Raw genomic sequence first — 20,968 nt, 5'->3', positions numbered from 1 at the left:
GACGGCCATGAAGCCCGAAATCATAAATTCCGAGTCTTTTCAGTCACCATGAAGCGGTGCGACTATTTTCTTTTCCAAGTAAATGTCCGTATTGTTTGTTCCCTCGAGAATCGGTGTATATTTTCTGATTCTAGATGTCAAACTATGAACGTAAAACGAAGTTTGTCTGATAAGGAGGGAACGATCCATGTCCGTACTGGACAATTGGGAACAGTGGAAATCGTTTTTGGGTGATAGCTTGGGAAATGCCGAAAATGACGGCATGACAAACAATGCAATTTCCGATGTGGCTTTCCAAGTTGGCGATTACTTGGCGAACAACGTAGACCCGAAAAACGAACAAGAACGCGTTTTGTCTGATTTGTGGCACGTTGCTGATGAAAAAGAGCAACACGCGATCGCGAATGTGATGGTGAAGTTGGTACAAGAAAAATAACGTTACATGGCACACCTAGGAGCATCCTCGACACGTCTTACTGTGTCTGGGGGTGCTTATTCTTATGGAGCACATTGAAAATCGCCAGGATCTATCGTTCTTTTCCTATCCGTTCACAAAAAGAAATGCCCTAACCCTGTTCAAATGCTAAGAAATAACGTAAAATGACAACAAGTGCTAAAATGAAGCGACTACGTTATAATTTAAAAAAATGGTAAATAGCCTCTCGGAATTCGTAAGCCAAAAAAGGGGGTAGCGTCAAAATCTGAACTGGAATAAATGGAAATGAAAACCACTTTCAGAAAAGGGCACACTTGACTAAGGTGCGATCAGGGTATTTTTAAAAAATTTAGGCAGCGGCTGGACAGATGTCTTTCTTAAGTAGATCCCACTCCTCTTTTTGGCTAACGTACCAAGCGTCGAGATGTTGGCAGATCATAATGCCATAGATGCGCATATACCACATCATTGTTGATTGATGCCGGCCTGATTCCAAATGATAATCGACCTTCTCACGTTTGTTCGTGCGCTCACTGGATGTGCGCGTGTTATAAATCAGCTCCCATGCTTTGGAATCCCGCGGGGTGTTGGGAAACAAGCGAGGGTCATCTTGGGTGCGTGTGTAATAAGTGCGACCGTACTTGGCATCCGAACATCCGCAATCGGGTGGACAGCGCCACTTACGCCGATGCCTGGCTTTGTCATAGCCATTGGGCTTCATCTTGGTCCCTTTCGGACAGATAGGAATGCCTTCTGGAGAGATCTCAATATCACTGCCCGTTTCTATGTTCGTTTTGCTTCGAGTATTCAAATCGATAAAAGGCTCGATCTCTTGGTGAATCAAGAGTTCGTAGATTGCCTGAGCATCATGAGCAGCGTCAAGAATCATCCGGCGGGTCGTGCCCAGGGTGAAACGTTGCTGGAACTCAACCGAGCTAGCGACCAGGCTGACGGCGTCATGCCGGGAAGCTGGCTGCAGTCGCGGATACACAGGCAAATCGTGAGGGCTATCGGCGGCGGTGAACATGTAGAGGTGATAGCCGTTAAAGTAGCGCTCTCGGGAGCTATCCCATCCCGGGTCACAGTCGGGCTGGGAATAGTAGCGATGATGGTTGCATCCAGTTATACCACGGGCACGACAATCACATGTGGCTTTGCTTCGGCGATAGGCTTGGGTGACAAGGGGTGTTCCGTCACCGGCAATACTAAGATGGTCGGCATCGCCGAGCAAGCCTAGCTCTTTGGAAACACTCAGAATGTTCGTCTCGAAGAAATGGAAGAGCCGATCGCCAGGTAGCTCCACGTGGACGTCGATGGACCGTAACACCCACGTGACTAAACGCTGGACTTTTCCCGGTTTCATAGGGGCTTTCTCCCCCTTCTTGTTCTTGGGCTTTTGCTTTTTCTTCTTCTTGGGTTGTTTGTTGGGTTTGATGTTTTTGTCCGCTACCGGCCACAACCGTCGGAAGAAGTCATAGAACGTTCCGAGTCCGGGGATATCATCCGGCGAAAACCCACTGAGGATGGCATAAATAGGCGTTCGTTGCATGATATTCACCCATTCCGTCAGCCCTTTTTCTGGATTCGTAAACAAGTAGACGAGATACGAGCGTAGCATCGAGGCTGGATCGCGTGGTTCAGGTCCACGGTTCGAATAGGTAGTCCGTAGTTGGGTGGTGACGCCGGACAGATCAGTCTGCCAGCATTTTAAGACTAAAGGCCAATCGGCGTTCACGAACAAGATTGCGCGTCCATAACGGGCGTGGAGTTGTTCCATGACAAAATGTTGGTAAGCCGCATGCGGGATAACCGTCGGTTTCAAATGAAAGCCCCCAATGATCGTAGTAAGGGAAAAAACGTTCCCTTCACCGGCGATTATGAGGGTGGTTCCGAAATGTCAAGTGCTTTTTGATCTAAAAATACAATAAATTTCAGGGCATTAATTTCCAGTTTCAGATCAGGCGAAAATAAAAAAATCCCTCCCGACAGAGGGAGGAAAGCCAATCAGGTGTGACAAAGAAACCCTTGTCACACAAGCCTCGGTGAATTCCGAGAGCCTATGTAATGAAGAAGGAGGAACGGGATGGAAAAGAAAGAGTGGTATTTTGAATATCAGATTCGGCAGAACCGTCCCGGCTTACTGGGGGATATTTCCTCGTTACTTGGAATGTTATCGATAAATATCGTGTCGATTAACGGGATCGAAAATGATCGGCGCGGCATGTTAATTCGCAGTGCCAGCGATGATCATGTGACGCGTTTACGAGATATATTGCAAACGATGGATGCAATTTCGCTTAAAAAATTTCGGGTGCCAAGACTTCGGGACCGGCTAGCCGTGATGCATGGCCGTTATATCGAAAGAGACTTGGGCGACAAAAAAACCTATCGATTTGTTCGGGATGAACTTGGACTGTTGGTCGACTTTTTGGCGGAGTTGTTTAAAGAGAAGCGGCATTATCTCGTGGGTGTCCGGGGGATGCCGAGAGTCGGAAAGACAGAATCAATCGTGGCCGCGAGTGTTTCTGCCAACAAGCACTGGTCATTTATTTCTTCGACGATGCTAAGGCAGACGATCAGAAGTACGCTTCCTGACGATGAATTTAGTGAAGACCTCGTCTATATCATTGACGGGATCGTTACGACCATGCGCGCCCCGGAAAAGCATCGCTCCCTCGTTGATGAGATTATGGCCTTATCTGCTGTAAAAGTTGTGGAGCATCCGGATATTTTTGTGCGTGAGACGGCATATACATTAAAAGATTTCGATTGCATCATTGAACTCCGTAATGATGAAAATGAAAAAATTACGTATGAAATGGTGGAATCGGGTTTTTCTTCTTTTGATATTAGCTAACTTGGTAGGTGTTTAGCATGGCTGAATTAGGGCAATTTTTAAAAGAAAAACGTGAAGAAAAAGGGTGGGGGCTTGATGAAGTCCAAACGCGGACGAAAATTCAAAAGCGCTACTTATTGTCCATAGAAGAAGGACGGTATGACGATTTGCCCGGTGCTTTCTATGCACGGGCATTTATCAAGAGTTATGCAGAAGCATTGGAGCTCGAACCTGAAGAAGTGTTTGCGGAGTTTGAGCATGATTTGCCGAAACCGAGAAAGGAGTCGGTGGATCTTCCAACCAGAACCGAACATTCGAAAACAAAACGATCATCCCAGGAAGGGAAAAAAAAGAACACGGTCCTTCCTTCCGTTCTGGTCGTTTTTTTCCTCGTCGCGATCGTCGCTGTTATATGGCTCTCCAACATTGACGGTGGTGGTGACATTGCATCCGATGAGGAAGAAGAAAACGGGGAAGTAGATATCGTGGATGAAACGGCAGAAGAAGAAACGAACGGCAATGAAGAAAATGAGGATAACGAGGAGAATGAAGAAAACGGGGAAAACGGAAATAACGGAGAAAGTGAAAATGGACAACTTTCCTTTGGGGAAGTAGATGGATTTAATTCGATCTACACGATCGACAGTGATTCATTGGAAATCACGCTTGAGTTTGATGAAGAAACGGACAGCTATGTTGATTTTCGCGAAGACCCGACGGACGACGGTTCGATCGTAGAAACAGCCGCTGCCCCCTCCGAGGCAACAGAACAAGACTTTGATTTTAGTGAACACGACGCGATCACCATCAATGCTGGCTACACACCCGCGCTCACGATTTATGTGAACGGCGAAGAGTTGGAATATGAATTAGATCCCGGAGAAAGAGATTTTCAGCGCATTACCATCGAAAAAGAGAATTAAGCTTTGAGAACACCCCCGGCTTACCGGAGGACAGATTTCAGAAGCCAGAGGTCCGAGGCATAATATCGAAGAAGTAACTTTCATCTGACTTCCGGCATCCGGCATCCGACATCTGAAATCCAGACAAGTGCACGGACATTGGCATTTTTCTTTGTTATGATTTTTGTTAAAATAAAAGGGTGTTCCTGTAGGAGGAACCGTTACGTGAACCTGCCAAACCAGATTACGATCATCCGTATCGGATTCATCCCGATATTTATGTTGATCTTCCTTTACCCTTTTCAATGGGGTCCTCCCTTAGATGTCTTTGGGACACAAGTGCCTGTGAACCACGCGGTTGCCGGGATTGTTTTCGCCGTTGCCGCTGGGACGGATTGGCTCGATGGCTATATCGCCCGCAGCCGTAATCTCATCAGCAATTTCGGAAAATTTTTAGACCCGTTAGCTGATAAGCTGCTCGTGACAGCGGCTTTATTATCTCTTATCGAGGTTGGCTTCTTGCCGGCTTGGATGGCAGTGATCATTCTTAGCCGGGAATTTGCCGTCACCGGGATGAGGCTTGTGGCAGCGTCCGGAGGCAAGGTCATTGCGGCCAGCCCGCTCGGAAAGGGGAAGACGCTTTTTCAAATGCTCGCAATTTTTTTCCTAATGGTTCACAACGCACCTTTTGATGCATTCGGGTTGCCGATCGCGGCGATATTGATATGGATCGCCCTCTTTTTAACGGTAATTTCCGGCATCGATTACTTTTTAAAAAATAAACATGTGTTCAACGACGCTTAGATGACTGGAAGGAGATCCATCCATGAACGCGGAGATCATTGCCGTAGGCACCGAACTACTTCTTGGGCAAATAGCGAATACAAACGGACAGTATCTTTCAAAGCAACTCATGGGACACGGGGTGAATATATACAAACATACGGTCGTTGGAGACAATTTGCCACGCATTCGGCAAGCGATACGGATGGCCGCGAACGACAATGACATCGTTATTCTTACCGGGGGGCTCGGGCCTACGGAGGATGATGTGACGAGAAACGCACTCGCGGAGGAATACGGCCTCAACCTCGTCTATGATCAGCAGGCGCTCGACAAAGTGGAAGCTTTTTTTCAATCGAGAAACCAACCCGTAAATGATGCGAACCGTCGCCAAGCTCTTCATACGGAAGGGGCGCACGTGTTTCAAAATAGCGCAGGGCTCGCTTGCGGCATGGCTTATAAACATACAGACACGTGGTTTTTTCTGTTGCCGGGGCCACCACACGAGTTAAAAACGATGGTTGAAGAAGAGGTCAGCCCCTTTCTTGATGCCATGAATGAATCACGGGATTTATTGTTGTCGCGGGTACTTAAATTTTACGGGATTGGCGAGTCGGCGCTGGAAGCGCGTGTTCATGATTTAATCACACAGCAAACAAACCCGACGATTGCGCCGCTCGCGGGTCAAGATGAAGTCACGTTGCGTTTGACGGTAAAGACGACCGACCCGACAGAGGCAAAAAAAAAGCTTGATGAGTTGGAAGGCGCCGTCTGTGAACGTTGCGGATCTTTTTTATATGGGTATAATGAAGACACGTTATTTTCACGCGCTCTTGATCATTTACGGTCAAAAGGGTGGACGTTGGCCGTTGCCGAAAGTTTAAGCGGAGGATTATTCGGGGCATCGCTCACCGATGTTCCGGGAGCGTCTGATGTTTATGCCGGTGGTGCCGTTACGTATAGCAACGAGGCAAAAGAAAAGCAGCTTCATGTGACGAAAGCGACGCTTGAGCAACATGGCGCTGTAAGCGAAGCATGTGCCGAAGAGATGGCAGCAGGCGTGAGAAGCGAATACGGGACAGATATAGGGGTCTCGCTGACAGGTGTTGCCGGTCCGGGCACCCAGGAGGGCCATCCGCCGGGTACGGTCTATATTGGCGTTGCATATCCGGATAAAACGCATGTCTATAAGCGACGTTTACGCGGGGACCGCGCATCGATACGACGCAGGGCGGTAAAAGAAGCTTGTGCCGCCATGCTGGATGTGGGAAGTGAGAGGTGAGAATTGGGATAAAACCCGTTATAACCCGCCTTCTGCTGCGGCGCCGAGGTTTTTCTTATTTGATAGAAGAAGGTGATGAAGAATATGAATGTATTTGAAAGTGAACATATTAAACCGGAAGTAAAAAAAGCAATTAAGGAGATTGGCTTTGAGGAGCCCTCTCCGATCCAGGAACAAGCGATACCGAAAGCACTAAACGACAAAGATGTGATTGGACAAGCGCAAACCGGTACCGGGAAGACGGCAGCCTTCGGGATTCCTCTGCTTACAAAACTAAACGCCTCCTCCCACGTCCAGGCGCTCGTTTTAACGCCAACCCGGGAGCTTGCCATTCAAGTGGCCGGGGAATTGCAAAAGCTGTCCACCCATCTGCATGTCACAACGTTGCCGGTCTATGGCGGGCAATCGATCGGTCATCAAATCAAGGCGCTTAAACGCGGGGTCCAAGTCGTTATCGGAACCCCCGGGCGCGTTCAAGACCATTTGCGGAGAAAAACGTTAAAGCTTGACCGTGTGAAAACGCTCGTCTTGGATGAAGCGGATGAAATGCTTGATATGGGTTTCATCGATGATATTGAATCGATTTTGAAACAAACGAATGAGGACCGGCAGACGATGCTTTTTTCAGCAACGATGCCTGACCCGATCCGAAAGCTTTCCCGTCGCTATATGAAGCAACCTGAGACGGTGTCCATTAGCAAAAGCGATGTTACGGCTCCCTCGATCGAACAGATTTATTTTAAAGTGCTTGAAAGGAACAAACTCGAGTCGCTTTGCCGTGTGATTGATCGTTACAACCCGGAGCTTGCAATCGTTTTCTGTCGCACGAAAAAAGGCGTTGCGGAATTATCGGAGTCCTTGCAGGCACGGGGTTATTTTGCAGACGGGCTTCACGGTGATTTGAACCAATCCCAGCGGGATGCGGTCATGAAAAGGTTTCGGGAAAGCACGATTGAGTATCTCGTCGCGACAGATGTTGCTGCCCGCGGACTGGATGTCCAAAACGTCACCCACGTGATCAACTATGATATCCCGCAAGACCCGGAATCCTATGTCCATCGCATCGGGCGGACCGGACGAGCCGGCAAGAGCGGCCAGGCCCTGACGCTCGTCACTCCGAGGGAAATGAAGCATTTACGCTCGATTGAAAAAGAAATAAAGATGTCCTTGCCGACACGGGATATCCCGACGCTGGAAGAAGTCGTGGAGAAACAGCAAGACTCGTGGCGACAGCAAATCACCGGTGTCATTGAACATAGCGAAGAGACATCGATCTTTGATGAATTAACCCGGGAACTGCTCGAGCAGTATCAACCGCAGGAAGTCATCGATGCGTTGTTGAAAATGAATTATCAAACGGAAAATAATATTTCTGAAGAAGGGTATTATTTTGGTGATACCGGTGCGGCAAAAGGCATGGTCCGTTTCTTTATGAACGTGGGCCGCAATGTGAGCTTAACCCCGAAAATACTCGTGGATGAAATTGCCGATGCAGTCGGGATTTCAAAACAGTCGATCGGACGCATCGACCTTTTCGAAAAATTTACGTTCGTGGAAGTTCCGGAAGACGTGGCTCCCTTTGTTTATGAAGGATTGCGCCACTCCCGTGTTCACGGTGCGCGCGTGAATTTGGAGCCGGCAAAACCAAAGCCGAAACGCCAAGGGCGGCAAACATCGAATCCTTCCGTTTCTAACTAAAAACACATCGGGCTCCTCCACGGAGGGGCCTTTTTCATCGGAACAGTTTCAGAATAAATGTTCGTATAATCCTTGGCAAATGATGAAAAACACGGTATGATAGGTGCAGGGGAAACGATTGGTTCTTATGCCTATCGGGAAATAATGCAATGATTAAATTTATGCCTATAAAGGAGTATTGCCATGAGTGAAAGAAAAGCAGCGCTTGACCAAGCCTTGCGAAGCATTGAAAAACAATTCGGCAAAGGTTCCATCATGAAGTTGGGGGACGACACGGAACGCCGTGTGTCCACGGTTTCAAGCGGGACATTAGCCCTTGATATCGCGCTCGGTGTTGGCGGGTATCCGCGTGGACGGGTCATTGAAATATACGGTCCGGAATCTTCCGGGAAAACAACCGTTGCTTTGCACGCCATTGCCGAAGCCCAACGGGAAGGCGGACAAGCGGCATTTATTGACGCGGAACACGCCCTTGATCCTGTTTATGCCCGCGCCCTTGGCGTCGATACCGATGAACTCCTGCTCTCGCAACCGGATACGGGAGAACAGGCCTTGGAAATTGCAGAGGCGCTCGTCCGCAGCGGCGCTGTTGACATCATCGTCGTTGATTCCGTGGCGGCCCTCGTGCCAAAAGCGGAAATCGAAGGGGATATGGGTGATGCACATGTCGGTTTGCAGGCCCGCCTCATGTCACAGGCATTGAGAAAGCTGTCGGGGGCCATTAGCAAGTCGAACGCGATGGCGATTTTTATCAATCAAATTCGCGAGAAGGTAGGCGTCATGTTCGGAAGCCCCGAAACAACGCCCGGGGGAAGGGCCTTGAAGTTTTATTCCTCAGTACGCTTGGAAGTACGCAGGGCTGAAGCTTTGAAACAAGGAAATGAGACAGTCGGGAACAAGACACGATTAAAGATCGTGAAAAACAAAGTGGCTCCGCCGTTTCGCCAAGCAGAAGTTGACATTATGTACGGGGAGGGCATCTCCCGGGAAGGTTCGTTGTTGGACATCGCGACAGAATTGGAGATTGTGCAAAAAAGTGGCGCTTGGTACGCGTATGACGGCGAGAGGCTTGGTCAAGGCCGTGAAAATGCAAAGCAATATTTGCAAGAGCACCCATCTGTAGCGTCCGAAATTGAAACACGTATTCGTGACCACCATGAGCTTCCAAATAGCGGGCAGCAGAACCAGCAGCAGGAGGAAAAGGAAGAAACACAAGATTCATCAGGATCGTGATTGAAAAGCCGGCTCGGATAGCCGGCTTTTTGGGTAGGTAAGAAGTATAATTCAACTTTCTTACCTACATAAGTGCAACTAAGGCTTTTCGCCGTAAAACCGTAAAAGCTTGGCGAAAAGCTAAGTTTTCTCACGCTCGAATGGATGGGATTGACACGGTTGACATATGAACAATGGCAAGTATACAATTAAATATGAATGTTGGGGAACGGCGGGATCGCATAAATTGATTCGCCGTTTACAAAAGGCTTTTCTCTGGTTGTAACGCATCATGTTTTAACCGTTCGTTTGAAACAATTGAACACAGTACGAGAATATGATGGCAAAAAAGGGTAGGAAACATGCTCTGAACCGGTTTATCGCCGTGTCCATCGTTTCATCCATTCCAAAGGGATGAAAACGATAGAGGGAAACACCTTTATTCAAACAACAGAACGAAATGGATCAACACCAACGAATGATCGCAGGCACCCGCCTGCCTGCATTCTCCGTTTTTCGTTAGGCAAAGCCCGCAACGTTTTCGGTGTAAATGTACACGTACAATTGAATAGCAAAGGAGGTGTAGGCGAGATGAACGGAACACTCATCTTGATCATCTCCATTTTGCTTATTGTCGTTGCTGTTTTAAGCGGGTTTATTGGTTATGTCATCCGTAAAAAAATTGCCGAAGCAAAGATTACGAGTGCAGAATATGCGGCAAATAAGATGATCGAAGAAGCGGAACGCGATGCGGATAACAGCAAGAAAGAATCACTGTTGGAAGCCAAAGATGAGGCGTACCGCTTGCGTTCCGAAGCCGAAGACGATATTCGCGAACGGAGAACCGAAATTCAGAATCAGGAAAGCCGCCTTCAGCAAAAAGAAGAGGCGCTTGACCGTAAAAGTGAAACGCTTGACAACAAGGAAGAATCTCTAGAACTCCGGGAGCAAACGCTCGCTGAGAAACAAGAAGAGACAGAAACGATGAATAGCAAAGTGGAACAATTAATTTCCGAACAACAGGAAGAACTGGAACGGATCTCGGGGCTGACGAGAGAAGACGCCCGACAGATTGTCCGGGCTGAAACCGAACGGGAACTCGATCATGAAAAAGCAGTGATGATTAAGGAAAATACGGATAAAGTCAAGGAAGAAGCAAATAAGAAAGCCAAAGATATTCTTTCTGTGGCACTGCAAAGATGCGCGGCTGATCATGTGGCGGAAACGACGGTATCCGTTGTCCATTTGCCGAATGATGAAATGAAAGGCCGAATCATCGGGCGTGAAGGGAGAAATATTCGCGCGTTGGAGACGTTAACCGGAATTGATTTAATCATAGACGATACACCCGAGGCGGTCATCCTATCCGGCTTCGATCCGATTCGAAGAGAAATCGCGCGCACGGCGTTGGAGCGGCTCGTTCAAGATGGACGGATTCACCCCGCCCGCATTGAAGAAACCGTGGATAAATCCCGGCGTGAGGTCGATGAACGGATACGTGAATATGGGGAAGAAACGACGTTTGAAATGGGGATTCATCATTTACATCCTGATCTTCTCAAAATTTTGGGCCGTCTGCGATTTAGAACGAGCTACGGGCAAAATGTCTTGAATCATTCAACGGAAGTCGCGTATTTAACAGGTTTAATGGCGGCGGAACTTGGAGAAGATGTGCAGCTTGCCCGTCGGGCAGGATTGCTTCATGATATCGGAAAAGCGATTGACCATGAGGTCGACGGCAGTCATGTTGAAATAGGTGTCGAATTAACGAAAAAATACAATGAAAACGAGGTCGTTGTGAACAGCGTTGCCTCTCATCACGGGGATGTCGAAGCAACTTCAGTCATTGCTACACTCGTCGCTGCTGCAGATGCCCTGTCTGCGGCAAGGCCGGGTGCAAGACGGGAAACGCTTGAAACGTACATTCGCCGTTTGGAAAAACTCGAGGAGATTGCAGAATCATTTGATGGTGTTGAAAAGACGTATGCCATACAAGCGGGTCGCGAAGTCCGCATTATGGTAAAACCAGACTTGGTCGACGACGTGTTGGCCCATCGGCTGGCACGGGACATTACGAAGCGAGTGGAAAATGAACTTGACTACCCCGGGCATATACGAATCACCGTTATTCGTGAAACGAGGGCAGTAAATTATGCAAAATAAAGCAGCACATTTGTGCTGCTTTATTATTTGACGGAATGAAAAATATATTCATGATCATGAAAGCCATACGTTTAACAAGGCATATAAAGTGGGTATAAGTGAGGATAGAAATGTCTTTTCAAACTGGAAAGTAGGTCTAAAGCGCATGCGACTATTATTTGTCGGAGATGTTGTCGGCCGGCCCGGGCGAAATATGCTGGAGGCACAATTGCCGAAGCTTAAGAAGAAATATAAACCTCAAGTAACGATTGTCAATGGCGAAAACGCCGCGAGCGGGAAAGGGATTACAGAGAAAATTTACAAAAGTATTTTGGGGTTTGGCGCTCAAGTTGTTACGCTTGGCAACCATACGTGGGCAAGAAGCGAAATTTTTACGTTCATTAACGAAGAAACAAATCTGATCCGTCCGTTAAATTATCCGCCGGGCGCCCCGGGAAGGGGGCAAACCTCGATCAATGTGAACGGATTGGAACTCGTCGTCATTAATGCGATGGGACGCGTGTTTTTGGAAGCGATTGATTGCCCTTTTCAAGCGTTGGACAAAGCGGTGGAGGATGCCAAAAAACGGACGCCGTTCGTATTTGTTGATTTTCATGCCGAGACGACCAGCGAAAAACAAGCTATCGGCTGGTTTTTGGATGGGCGTGCCAGTGCCGTCATTGGGACTCATACTCACGTGCAAACAGCCGATGAAAGAATACTGCCGGGTGGCACTGCTTTTTTAAGCGATGTCGGCATGACCGGGCCATACGATGGCATTATCGGCGTTGATAAGGATGTGATTTTGAAAAAATTCCAAACGGCGTTGCCGGCAAAATTTGAAGTTGCGAAAGGGAGGAGTCAACTCAACGCTGTATTTATGGAATTCGATGAAAAAACAGGCAAAGCCCGAAAAATTGAAAGAATCCTGATCAATGATGATCACCCATTCGACGAATAGATGCAACGAAGGCATAGAGAACGATCCAAAGAATATAGTAAGGGATAAAAGGTGACATTCCACAACTATAGGAGGGCTAATCATGGAAGTATTAAAAGTATCAGCGAAATCCACCCCTAATTCTGTCGCCGGTGCCCTAGCGGGCGTGATCCGCGAAAGAGGAGCTGCGGAAATTCAAGCTATTGGAGCAGGCGCTTTAAATCAATCTGTCAAGGCAATTGCCATCGCGAGAGGATTTGTAGCACCCAGTGGAATTGACCTGGTTTGTATCCCGGCGTTTACGGACATTGAGATTGATGGTGAAGAGCGAACAGCCATTAAACTCATTATCGAACCCAGGTGATGAATGAAAAACTCAGCGTGCCTCATGCGCTGAGTTTTTCAAAGCAGATATCAAAGTATCACTAGTGCAGGGTGGTTGAATTATCCGATCACAAAAGCATGAGCGATATCAAATGAATTTTCGGTGCCGCTACTTGTATGGCGAGAACATTATTTTACGCTTTATCTATCTTTTTGTCCGCACTCACGCCCGGTGAGGACTAATATCAGTCTTATCTCGATTATTTGGCGCCACAACTACAGATGATCATTTATTTCAGCCGTTCAGCACTAGTGCAATGAAGGCTTTCGCCATTTTATGGCGAGAAGTCAAGTTTTCTAAAAGTTGGAGTGAATGAGAGTTGAAACAATTACAGCAAACGCTAGAACGCATCGATCGGAAAGGATACAAAGCTTATAACGATATTCGCGGGACGTTTACGTTTCCCTCGTTTCGCCTCCATTTGGATCACATCCAAGCAGATCCTTATGCCAGCCCTTCCCGGGCAAGGGTAGAGATCCCCCATCGACAATTACATATGAATGAAGCGTTGTATGAAAGCGGGCATCGCAACGTTGCGTTTACAGATTATGTTGCTCGTTCGGTCGGAAAAGCAATACGCAAACAAAAGGCGGAAAAAAGCCTTTTTATCGATCGCCCCGGACAAGAAATCCTAGAGCGGACAGCCGTCGTTTGCGATAAAGAAAAAGTGGAGATTCGTTTGTCCATCCATTTGCCTGCACGCGGCAGAACGATTATGGGCGTCCAGGCGGCGAAACTGTTAACTGAACAACTACCGAGTATCATTGAACAAGCCCTATTCAATATTGATATGGAAGGGCTCAAGAATCATGTGGCGCTCAGCGATGACCAAGACGCCTTGCGTGCCTATGTAAAAGAACGTGACGCCCTCGCGTTTGTTGCAGATGGTTCGATTCTTCCGCGGGCAAGCGGCGTCGAAAATCGTCCCCTTGATCCCGGCCGCGCGATCCCTTTTGAGAGCCCGGAGACGAGGGCGGCTACCGTTTCGTTGCCCCATAGCGGGGATATACGGGGTATGCTTATCCCGAAAGGTGTTCATGTCATTGTCGGTGGCGGTTACCACGGGAAAAGCACATTACTTGAGGCATTGGAACGCGGCATTTACAATCATATCGATGGAGATGGACGCGCCTTTATCGTCACGGATACAAGCGCTTGTAAAATACGTGCCGAAGACGGGCGCGGGGTCACGAATGTAAATATATCGCCTTTTATCGACGATCTTCCGAATCAAAAAAGCACGGACCGTTTTCAAACGGACAACGCGAGCGGCAGCACCTCGCAAGCGACGAACATTATCGAATCGCTTGAAGCCGGAAGCCGTCTTTTGCTCATCGATGAGGATACGAGCGCGACGAATTTCATGATTCGCGATTATCGCATGCAACAACTCGTTTCCCCAGAAAAAGAACCGATCACCCCGTTTATCGACCGGGTGAGGGACTTATATGAGGAAGAAGGCGTCTCTACCATTATCGTTGTCGGAGGCACAGGCGATTACTTTGATGTTGCCGATACGGTGACGATGATGGATGCGTACCGACCGTATGACGTTACAGGCAAAGCGAAGGAAATTGCTGAAAAAGCCCGCAGTCAGCGGATTACCCACGAAGCGGCACCATTCACGGTTAAAAGTACGCGCTATCCCTTGGCAAAAAGTTTTGATGCCCAACGCGGGAAAAAAGAAAAGGTTGATGCCCGAGGGAAACATACGATCCTTTACGGACGGGAAACCATCGACCTTTCCGCAGTCGAGCAATGCATCGATCCCAGCCAAACGAGAGCAATCGCCCGCGCGCTTCACTACTTGGCGAAACAATACGCCAATGGAAATCACACCCTCGGGGAAATGCTGGATATTTATGAACGAGACACCGCCTCCGGACTGGATGAATTGTCCCCGTTCAAAGGCAAACATCCAGGCGATTTGGCACGGCCGCGCCGTTTTGAAATCGCGGCTGCCATTAATCGTTTGCGCACATTGTCGATCGCGCGCGATCGTTAAATAGAGATGGTTGTTTTCCGGTACCGGAAGCTTTATAATTTGAAAAGGATAGGATAGAGGAAAGGGGGCTCCCCTCGCGTATGAACGAGGAACAACACCGTCCGGCCAATAAAACGAAAGACTACAGCAAGTACTTTGATTTCTCTAATGCAACCATTGACGTTAATGAAGACGGCCAGGAAATCATGAAGATCGGCGGCCGGCATATTAAGATAAACGAACAGCCAAACTATCGAAAAGGACAACGGCGTCGCCGCAAAGACGTGGAATTTTATTATGATTTTAAAATTCCCGAGGATATGCAAAGCATTGGTAACGGAAAAAAATACTATATTCGCACGTATGGATGCCAAATGAACGTACACGATACGGAAAATATGTCCGGAATCCTCGAGGAACTAGGGTTCACACCGACGGATACGACCGATGATGCCGACATCATCTTGTTAAATACATGTGCCATCCGTGAAAATGCGGAGAATAAAGTGTTCGGCGAGGTCGGCAATTTAAAAAACCTTAAAAAAGAGCGACCGGAAGTCGTTCTCGGCCTATGCGGCTGCATGTCTCAAGAAGAAAGCGTCGTCAATCGCATTTTACAAAAACATCAACATGTGGACCTCGTTTTCGGCACACATAACATTCATCGCTTGCCTCATTTGCTAAAAGATGCGATCCAGGGTAAGGAAATGGTCGTGGAAGTTTGGTCCAAAGAAGGCGACGTCGTGGAAAACATGCCCAGACGCCGCCAAGGCAATATTCAGGCATGGGTGAACATCATGTATGGGTGTGACAAATTTTGCACGTATTGCATCGTTCCTTATACCCGTGGAAAAGAACGAAGCCGGCGCCCTGAAGATATTATCCAAGAAGTACGCGAACTCGCCAGACATGGCTATAAAGAAATTACGTTGCTCGGTCAAAATGTGAACGCGTACGGAAAAGATTTGGACGACGATGTCGGACTTGGCGACTTAATGGATGAAATACGAAAAATCGATATCCCTCGTGTTCGTTTTACAACGAGCCATCCCCGTGATTTTGATGACCACCTTATCGAAGTGTTGGCAAAAGGCGATAACCTTCTTGAGCATATTCATTTGCCTGTTCAACATGGAAACAGTGATGTATTGAAGTTAATGGGGCGCAAATACACGCGAGAGGAATACGTGGAACTGGCACGCAAAATCAAAGCTGCCATGCCGCATGCCACGTTTACGACCGACATCATTGTCGGTTTTCCGAATGAAACGGAAGAACAATTTCAAGACACCCTTTCCTTAGTGAAAGAAATGGGTTATGACAGTGCGTTCACATATATTTATTCGCCGCGTGATGGCACGCCTGCAGCCCGCATGAACGACAATGTCCCTCATGAAGTGAAACGCGAACGGTTGCAAAGGTTGAATGCTGTCGTCAACGAATTGTCGGCAAAAAGCAATGAAGCGCTGCAAGACCAAACCGTCGAAGTGCTTCTTGAAGGGGAAAGCAAAAAAGATCCCGAGATCCTTGCCGGGCGCACGCGTACGAATAAACTCGTCAACGTTCGTGCACCTAAAACGTCCATCGGAAAACTTGTAGACGTAAAAATTACCGATGTGAAAACGTGGTCGTTAAACGGAGAAATGGTATCATATAGTGAGGTGCAAAACGTATGACGGAAAAGTTATATACAAAGGATGACATCTTGGCGAAAGCCAAGGAACTGGCCAACATGATGGTCGACACCGAAGAAGTTGACTTTTTTAGAAGAGCCGAGAAGACGATTAACCAAAACGAAAAAATCCAAAAGCTGATTAGTGACATAAAGGATAAGCAAAAAGAGCTCGTGAACTTGAAACATTACGGAAAAACTGAAGGGGTCCGCCAAAAGGAAGCGGAGATCAACGCGCTACACGCCGAAGTGGATGAAATACCGATTGTTAAAGAGTTCAAGCAAAGCCAAAATGACGTAAACGAAATGTTGCAAACCGTGTCCACGACGATTTCAAATGAAGTCACCAACGAAATCAATCATCGCTCAGATGATGAGTCGCCTTTAAAGCAAAATAAATAACAAAGCTGCCATGTGTAATCAAACGCATGGCAGTTTTTTGATGGATATTTTAAATTCGTGGCATACTTTTTGTGTCAAACGGGAATGGAATAAGTAGAAAGGCATTTATGATAATGGTTGTTTTTTTATAATGATTATAATATAATAGATATTGTAATCAAAACAACCAAAAAATGAAATGTACTGAGGAGGCAATAAAGATGGCAAAACGACAAGCAACTGAAATTAAAGGGCAAGCCGGACGAGTGTTGGAACAAGATTTGAATCGGGAACTCGCGAATATGCAAGTGCTTTACGTGAAACTGCACAATTATCATTGGTTTGTAAAGGGTTCGCATTTCTTCTCTCTCCATGAAAAATTTGAAGAGCTGTATAACAAAACGAAGGACTACATCGATGACTATGCCGAGCAAATGCTGGCGATTCAAGTTAAACCGCTCGCAACGATGAAAGATTACCTCGCCAACGCGACCATTGAAGAAGCTTCCGGCAACGAAGAAGAACAGGAAATGGTGGAAACCTTAGTCGCTGATTTGCAATTTGTAAGCAATCAACTGTTAGAAACAGTGGAAAACCTTGAAGACCAAAATGCGTTATCCCTCGCTGACGCGGTGCAAGACATCGCGCGCGATTACCAAAAAGACGGCTGGATGCTTCGTTCCTATTTGGGAAAAGACTAATGTCTTTTTCAACCTGCCCCGAGTGGCAGGTTTTTTTATTGTCATGAACAACAGATACGTTCATACATATGAAGAAGAGGCATGTAAACGCCGGAAGCTGAATCTTAAGGGAGGGACCGTCACTTGGATCATAAAAAAGAACATTATCGGGAAATCATCACAAAGGCGGTTTGCGGAAAAGGAAAAAAATTCTCAAAGACGACACATACGATTAAGCCAGCCCATCGCCCATCAAGCATTCTCGGTTGTTGGGTGATTAACCACAAGTACGATGCCAAACGAAAGGGGGACAGTGTAGAGATTACCGGCGATTATGATATTAATGTATGGTACTCTTATGAAAATAACACAAAAACGGACGTGGCGAGCGAAAAAGTATCTTACAAGGAACATGTGCCGTTAAAAATGCGCTCTGATGAAGTGATGACAGACGATTTTGATGTCATTGCCCGAGCGACAAAGCAGCCGAATACCATCGAAGCATCCATTTCCAAGAAAGATAAAGAAGTCAATGTGGAAGTGGAACGGGAGTTTGCGGCAGAGCTCGTCGGGGAGACGAAAATCTCTATTCTCGTTCATCCGGAAAAAGAAGACGACTATTATAAGGACGTCAAATGGGCGGATCAAGTGTCCGATCAGGAATTGAAAGATGACATTCAGCCCGATTTCCTTGGAAGACGGCCGAGCGATTTTGAATTGCACGGGCGTTATAAGGAAACGAAGGAGGAAGATAAAAAAGAAGAGGCGCATGGCGAAAAAAAAGACTAATTAAAGAACGAGTGAAGGGTTTTTGAACCCATCACTCGTTTTTTAGTTCGCCGCCCAGTCTTCATGAAGGGTTCAGTAGTGTTGGCATACGTTCTATAACGGCATGATCAGCTAAAAAACGGAACGTTTCATATGACGAATTCCGAGGGATATGTGCCGGCTCGTTTCATGGAATTTCTTTTTCCTTCGAGCACTTGCATTCCCTATGCTATAATTTAAATTAGTAGATTCATTTTATAGTGGAGGAATAGTCGTGTCGAAAATTACACCGATGATGCAGCAATACCATGACATAAAAAATCAGTATCCGGATGCGTTTTTATTTTTTCGGTTGGGAGACTTCTATGAACTGTTTTTCGACGATGCCGAATTGGCGGCCAGGGAGCTGGAGATAACCCTGACACGCAGGGGAAAAGGCGATGACGCGGCCCCCATGTGCGGGGTGCCGTATCATTCCGCCGAAAATTATATCGCTCGTTTAATCGATAAAGGGTATAAAATTGCGATATGTGAACAAGTGGAAGACCCGCAAACGGCCAAAGGGGTTGTGAAGCGGGAAGTGATCCGTGTCGTTACGCCGGGAACGATCATGGAAGAACGGGCCGTAACGGCAGATGCCAATCATTACATTGCGGCTTTGTCCGGCATGGATCATGATAGGTTGGCGTATGTTCGCACGGACTTAACGACAGGGGAAACCGACGGCGGCATCATCGGTTCCGAAGTGACCGATATTGAAAAGGCACTGCTCGCGGATGGGCTAAGGGAAGTGATTTTTCCGCGCGAGGAACTTCCGTCTGATTGGGAAAAATGGCTAAAAACGGCCGCCTTTACGATTTCTTATGAAGAAAACGAGGACATGCCCGATGCCTATCTGCATTTATACGATGGCTCGGATCCATCTGTTCGCGCCGCTTTCGGACGGATGCTCCATTATCTGGCCCGAACACAAAAACGTTCCCTTGCCCATTTGCAACCCTTGGCAACGATTGAGCCGCGGGAATTTTTACAAATGGATGTACATACCCGGCGAAACTTGGAGCTCACCGCTTCATTAAGAGAGCGAAAAAAGAAAGGCTCTTTGTATCATTTGCTCGACGATACAAAGACGGCGATGGGCAGCAGAATGCTCCACCGTTTTTTGGAGCGTCCGTTAGCGAATAAAAGGGAAGTGGAACGAAGGCAGACCCTTGTCCATCAACTTGTGGATGATATGCTCACTCGCGCGCAATTGCAGGATCAACTGAAGAATGTTTACGACTTGGAACGTTTGGCGGGCCGTGTCGCGTATGGCAATGTCAACGCCCGCGAGCTCGTGCAATTGCGAACGTCGTTGCAACAAGTTCCGGAAATTGTGGATACGTTGCCTGCGCTCGGGGATGAAGGTGTTCGTCTGACTGAAGATGTGGATGTGTGCGAAGCATTGCGCGAACGCCTGGAAGCCGCGCTTGTGGATGACCCGCCGATCGCGATCCGTGAAGGAGGGATGATTCGGCGCGGCTTCCACGAAGAACTTGATGAATACCGGGAAGCCAGTGAAAACGGGAAGACGTGGCTCTCCAATCTTGAGCACCAAGAGCGGGAAGCGACGGGCATTAAAAATTTAAAAGTGGGCTACAACCGTGTTTTCGGTTACTATATCGAAATCTCCAAAGCACAGTTGCCGCACGCCCCCGATCACTTTGAACGAAAACAGACGCTGACAAACGCGGAACGTTTCATCACGCCCGATTTAAAAGAAATGGAAAATCGAATTTTGGAAGCGGAAGAAAAAATGGAACAGCTGGAATTTGACCTTTTTAAAAGCGTTCGGGAGGAAACGAACGCGTACATTCCCCGCCTGCAACAACTTGCGCAAATGATTGCTTATGTCGATTGTTTGCAAAGTTTTGCCCAGGTCAGCGAAGAAAGGCGTTTCACGCGCCCTCGCTTTTCCGAACAGCGCACGATGTCGCTCGTAAACAGTCGTCACCCTGTCGTTGAAACAACGTTAGAAAGAGGCGCGTACGTCGCGAATGACGTCCATATGGATGACAAGCGGGAACAGTTACTGATTACCGGTCCGAACATGGCGGGAAAAAGTACGTATATGCGGCAGATCGCGATCATTTCTGTTATGGCGCAAATCGGCTGTTTTGTGCCTGCGGACGAAGCAACGTTGCCATTGTTTGATAAAATATTTACGCGCATCGGTGCTGCCGATGACCTCGTCAGTGGCCAAAGCACATTCATGGTGGAGATGCTTGAAACCGAACATGCTTTGAAAGAAGCGACGGCAAACAGTCTCCTCCTCCTTGATGAAATTGGGAGGGGCACATCTACGTATGACGGCATGGCGCTTGCCCGTTCCATCGTGGAATATATTCACGGGCATATTGGGGCAAAAACGTTATTTTCCACTCATTACCATGAACTGACCGTTTTGGAAGAAGAACTGGAAACGTTATGGAACGTTCACGTGCGGGCAGAGGAAGAAGCGGGAGAAGTGATCTTTTTGCACAAAGTGGAGGAAGGGCGCGCTGATAAAAGTTACGGCATTCACGTTGCCCAATTGGCCCACCTCCCCGATACAGTGATCGAACGCGCGCGTGCATTGTTGGATGAATATGAGAACGTTCCGCAAGAAAATGGGATAGCCCATGATGAACAGCTACCGTTGTTTACGTACGAAGAAGAGAAAAAAACGACCCGTTCCGTTAAAAAAGAAACGCCCGAAGATGCCGAAGTGGCCAAGCAAATACGAGACATGGATATATTGAACATCACGCCGTTGGAAGCGATGCAAGCCATCGGCAACTGGCAAAAACAATTGCGTTCAAAAACATGAGGTGACCGGAGAACGAGCA

Annotated in this window: 17 protein-coding genes; 16 read left to right on the top strand and 1 reads right to left on the bottom strand. The window is 47.5% G+C overall.

The genetic code is table 11. The features are described from left to right. Window positions 1–187: 187 nt before the first annotated feature. Window positions 188–436 (top strand): DUF3243 domain-containing protein, encoded by a 249-nt coding sequence (locus HUG15_RS12680; protein ID WP_200123452.1) that lies wholly within the window; start codon window positions 188–190, stop codon window positions 434–436. Window positions 437–785: 349 nt separating this feature from the next. Here the strand turns inward: HUG15_RS12680 and HUG15_RS12675 are convergent, their stop codons facing one another. Next, window positions 786–2,258 carry a transposase gene (locus tag HUG15_RS12675; protein WP_200123451.1) on the bottom strand — a complete coding sequence of 491 codons (1,473 nt, stop codon included), beginning with the start codon at window positions 2,256–2,258 and terminating at the stop codon, window positions 786–788. A 261-nt stretch (window positions 2,259–2,519) separates the two neighbouring features. On the opposite strand from HUG15_RS12675, the gene HUG15_RS12670 reads away from it, so the two are divergent. From HUG15_RS12670 to mutS, 15 genes are all read left to right on the top strand, one after another. Next, a complete protein-coding gene (locus HUG15_RS12670) occupies window positions 2,520–3,293 on the top strand; it encodes a DUF3388 domain-containing protein (RefSeq protein ID WP_200084255.1) in 774 nt (257 codons plus the stop codon). Window positions 3,294–3,310: 17 nt separating this feature from the next. Beyond that, window positions 3,311–4,195 carry a helix-turn-helix domain-containing protein gene (locus HUG15_RS12665; RefSeq protein WP_200123450.1) on the top strand — a complete coding sequence of 295 codons (885 nt, stop codon included), beginning with the start codon at window positions 3,311–3,313 and terminating at the stop codon, window positions 4,193–4,195. 204 nt (window positions 4,196–4,399) lie between these two features. Then, complete coding sequence (pgsA, locus tag HUG15_RS12660) at window positions 4,400–4,978, top strand: CDP-diacylglycerol--glycerol-3-phosphate 3-phosphatidyltransferase (RefSeq protein WP_200123449.1); 579 nt, start codon at window positions 4,400–4,402, stop codon at window positions 4,976–4,978. 22 nt (window positions 4,979–5,000) lie between these two features. Beyond that, window positions 5,001–6,239: a competence/damage-inducible protein A gene (locus HUG15_RS12655; RefSeq protein ID WP_200123448.1), complete on the top strand. Its 1,239-nt coding sequence runs from the start codon at window positions 5,001–5,003 to the stop codon at window positions 6,237–6,239. Between the two features lie 84 nt (window positions 6,240–6,323). Next, window positions 6,324–7,937, top strand: a complete 1,614-nt coding sequence (locus HUG15_RS12650) for a DEAD/DEAH box helicase (protein ID WP_200123447.1) — start codon at window positions 6,324–6,326, stop codon at window positions 7,935–7,937. Window positions 7,938–8,120: 183 nt separating this feature from the next. Then, window positions 8,121–9,170 carry a recombinase RecA gene (gene recA, locus HUG15_RS12645; protein ID WP_200123446.1) on the top strand — a complete coding sequence of 350 codons (1,050 nt, stop codon included), beginning with the start codon at window positions 8,121–8,123 and terminating at the stop codon, window positions 9,168–9,170. A gap of 570 nt (window positions 9,171–9,740) precedes the next feature. Next, window positions 9,741–11,312 (top strand): ribonuclease Y, encoded by a 1,572-nt coding sequence (gene rny, locus HUG15_RS12640; RefSeq protein WP_200123445.1) that lies wholly within the window; start codon window positions 9,741–9,743, stop codon window positions 11,310–11,312. Between the two features lie 145 nt (window positions 11,313–11,457). Further along, the gene (locus HUG15_RS12635) at window positions 11,458–12,252 is read left to right on the top strand and encodes a TIGR00282 family metallophosphoesterase (protein ID WP_200123444.1); all 795 of its coding nucleotides are present in this window, start codon (window positions 11,458–11,460) and stop codon (window positions 12,250–12,252) included. 82 nt (window positions 12,253–12,334) lie between these two features. Beyond that, a complete protein-coding gene (locus HUG15_RS12630) occupies window positions 12,335–12,595 on the top strand; it encodes a stage V sporulation protein S (protein WP_090398902.1) in 261 nt (86 codons plus the stop codon). 340 nt (window positions 12,596–12,935) lie between these two features. Further along, window positions 12,936–14,621 (top strand): ABC-ATPase domain-containing protein, encoded by a 1,686-nt coding sequence (locus HUG15_RS12625; RefSeq protein WP_200123443.1) that lies wholly within the window; start codon window positions 12,936–12,938, stop codon window positions 14,619–14,621. 80 nt (window positions 14,622–14,701) lie between these two features. Beyond that, window positions 14,702–16,276: a tRNA (N6-isopentenyl adenosine(37)-C2)-methylthiotransferase MiaB gene (gene miaB / locus HUG15_RS12620; protein WP_200123442.1), complete on the top strand. Its 1,575-nt coding sequence runs from the start codon at window positions 14,702–14,704 to the stop codon at window positions 16,274–16,276. Continuing rightward, window positions 16,273–16,674, top strand: coding sequence for a YlbF/YmcA family competence regulator (locus HUG15_RS12615; protein ID WP_200123441.1), 402 nt, complete (start codon window positions 16,273–16,275; stop codon window positions 16,672–16,674). Before miaB ends, HUG15_RS12615 begins: the two co-directional genes overlap by 4 nt. Before the next feature lie 200 nt (window positions 16,675–16,874). Beyond that, window positions 16,875–17,354, top strand: a complete 480-nt coding sequence (locus tag HUG15_RS12610; protein WP_200123440.1) for a Dps family protein — start codon at window positions 16,875–16,877, stop codon at window positions 17,352–17,354. Window positions 17,355–17,477: 123 nt separating this feature from the next. Next, entirely contained in the window at window positions 17,478–18,122 is a 645-nt protein-coding gene (gene cotE, locus HUG15_RS12605; RefSeq protein WP_200123439.1) for an outer spore coat protein CotE, read from the top strand. 253 nt (window positions 18,123–18,375) lie between these two features. After that, window positions 18,376–20,949, top strand: coding sequence for a DNA mismatch repair protein MutS (gene mutS, locus HUG15_RS12600; protein ID WP_200123438.1), 2,574 nt, complete (start codon window positions 18,376–18,378; stop codon window positions 20,947–20,949). Window positions 20,950–20,968: the final 19 nt, after the last annotated feature.

The sequence above is a fragment of the Salicibibacter cibarius genome (assembly GCF_016495725.1).
GTDB lineage: Bacteria > Bacillota > Bacilli > Bacillales > Marinococcaceae > Salicibibacter > Salicibibacter cibarius.
This window is presented reverse-complemented; position numbering and strand designations above follow the sequence as displayed.